The sequence below is a fragment of the Corallococcus carmarthensis genome (genome assembly GCF_003611695.1).
Lineage (GTDB): Bacteria > Myxococcota > Myxococcia > Myxococcales > Myxococcaceae > Corallococcus > Corallococcus carmarthensis.
Genome location: NZ_RAWE01000431.1, coordinates 1 through 2283, shown reverse-complemented (window position 1 = coordinate 2283; position 2283 = coordinate 1). Strand labels below are relative to the sequence as shown.

The 2283-nt window shown below is 70.7% G+C and carries 3 protein-coding genes; all 3 read right to left on the bottom strand.

The window, feature by feature from the left end:
* Window positions 1-6: 6 nt before the first annotated feature.
* The 3 genes from tnpC to tnpA are packed head-to-tail and all read right to left on the bottom strand — an operon-like array spanning window position 7 to window position 2213.
* Window positions 7-1470: an IS66 family transposase gene (tnpC, locus tag D7X32_RS44155; RefSeq protein ID WP_120608451.1), complete on the bottom strand. Its 1464-nt coding sequence runs from the start codon at window positions 1468-1470 to the stop codon at window positions 7-9.
* A gap of 58 nt (window positions 1471-1528) precedes the next feature.
* Window positions 1529-1894 (bottom strand): IS66 family insertion sequence element accessory protein TnpB, encoded by a 366-nt coding sequence (gene tnpB / locus D7X32_RS44150; protein ID WP_120578478.1) that lies wholly within the window; start codon window positions 1892-1894, stop codon window positions 1529-1531.
* A 4-nt stretch (window positions 1895-1898) separates the two neighbouring features.
* Complete coding sequence (gene tnpA, locus D7X32_RS44145; protein WP_120608449.1) at window positions 1899-2213, bottom strand: IS66 family insertion sequence element accessory protein TnpA; 315 nt, start codon at window positions 2211-2213, stop codon at window positions 1899-1901.
* Window positions 2214-2283: the final 70 nt, after the last annotated feature.

Below are 2283 nucleotides of genomic sequence, written 5' to 3'. Positions count from 1 at the left end.
GGGGGCTCAGGACGAATCGGCGGCGCGAAGGCGCTTCCACTCGTGCGGCAGCAGCTCTCCGATGCGGGCGTTCGGGTGCGTCTGGACGCGCAGCAGCACGTCGGCCAGGTACTCCTCGGGATTGACGCCGTTGGCCTCGCAGGTGGCCACCAGGGCGTAGAGGCCCGCGAGGTTTTCACCCGCGGCCTCGTGGCCGACGAAGAGAAAGTTTTTACGCCCCAGGGCTGCCTTCCTCAGCGCCGATTCCGAGCGGTTGTTGTCCAAGGGCAGACGCTCATCCGAGACGAAGCGGCTCAGCGCATCCCACTGCTTGAGCGTGTAGGAGATGGCCTGGCCCAGCGGACTCTTGGGCGGGTGGCGCGGCGCCTGCGCATCGAGCCAGGCACGAAGTCGCTTGAGGACGGGGGTGCTGCTGAGTTGGCGCAGTTCGCGGTGCGCGGCGGTGCGCACCACGTCCGCGCCTCTCGCCTGGGCCTCCACGCGGTAGAGTTCGAGGATGAGGTCCATCGCCTCGCGGGATTCGGGCGCGGTGGAAAGCGCGTCGAAGAAGCGGCGGCGCACGTGTGCCCAACACCCGACGCGGATTCTCCCCTCCGGCAGCGTCACCGCGTTGTAGCCCGTGTACGCATCCACCACGAGGGCGCCCCGGGTGCCGCCCAGGACTTCCTTCGGCGTCTTGCTGGCCCGCCCCATGCTGAAGCGGTAGCCGATGAGCCACTGGCCCGCCTCATTCTGGGTGAGGAAGGTCCAGAGGTAACCCAGCCTTGTCTTCTTCACGTCCAGCACGCGCAGCGGGGTCTCGTCGGCCCACACCACCTCGGCGGCGGCAATGACTTGAAGCAGGTGGGAGGACAGAGGCAGTAGGACGGAGGCGGACTGGTGAAAGAGGTCCGTCAGGGTGCTGCGACTCATGGGCACGCCGCTTCTCTCCACCCGCTGGGCGAGTCGGTGCAGCGGCATGGCATCCGCGCACTTCGACGTCACCACGTGGGCCAGGAAGCCGGGGCCATACTCGCCCCTGTCCACCACCCGGGCTGGAGGCGGGGCGGTGACGATGCCCCGGCCGCACACGCACGAAAGCACCTCCTGCACGTGCACCTGCTTCTCGAAGCGGGCGGGCACGTACTCGTACACCGCCGAGGTGCGGCCCTGGCCCAGTGGCTTCAAGTCCTCGCTGCCGCACGCCGGGCAGTGGCGCTCGTCGGTGGGCACCGCGTGGCGAATCTCTCGCGCCGGAGCCTCCTCGGCTTTCCGGGTGGCTCTCTCCTGGCGCTTCTTCTTCGCCGCCTCGGCCCGGGCCGCCGTCGAATCCGCGTCCTTGCGCAGCTCCGTCGCCACCGGGGGCAGCTTCTCCGCCCTGCGGCCGAAGACGTGGCGCTCCAGCGTCGCCATCTTCGCCTCCAGCGACGTCAGGCGCTCCTTGAGTTCCTCCGCCTCCTCGCGCCAGGGGCAGAAGTGGTCCTGAGGCAGCTCTCGGGGCACCAGGCCTCAACACGCCACCGCCGCGCGGCGTCCCGGGCCGGGCGCGTCAGGTGCCAGTGCGCCCGGGAGGCGTCCAGGCGGGCTGGCGCCTCACCTGGGCCACGTCGATGCCATCCAGCAGCATCGCCAACTGCGTGGCGTCCAGCGTCACCGCCTGCGCGCCCGCGTCCACCGGTGGCAGCCGGAAGCGGCCCGCCTCCAGCCGCTTGTACAGCAGCACGAAGCCGCCCCGACTCCACGTCAGCACCTTGATGCGGTCGCCCCGCCTGGAGACGAAGGCGAAGAGGTGCCCCGAGTAGACGTCCTCGCCCCACGCGCCGCGCACCAAGGCCATGAGGCCGTCTATCGACTTGCGCATGTCCACCGGCTCCACCGCCAGCACCACGCGCACCGACGCCGGAAGCGCGAACACCCTCTCACCGTCCCAGCGCGGCGACGAGCCGGGCCACGTACGCCACGTCGGTCCCCACGGCGAACCGCACCCGCGCTCCGCTCGCCGCCACCACCTCCAGCTCGGACGCTGCCTCAGCGGGCGTCGTCGCCACCTGCACCGGCAAGAGTCTCACCGGCTCGCCTCGCGACGGCGCGCTCCGTCGATGCCGGTACACCCACGACTGCAACGTGCTCAGCCGCACGCCCCGCGCCAACGCGAACTCCCGCTGCGTCTGCCCGCTGGCCTCGAACGCTTCCGCGATGCGCGCCCACTCCGGCTTCTCCACCTGCTTCGCCATGCCCGGAAGCGTCCGCTGCGCGCTGCGCCCCCGGCAATCCCTCACGGCACGTCATTGGCCGGACGGTTAC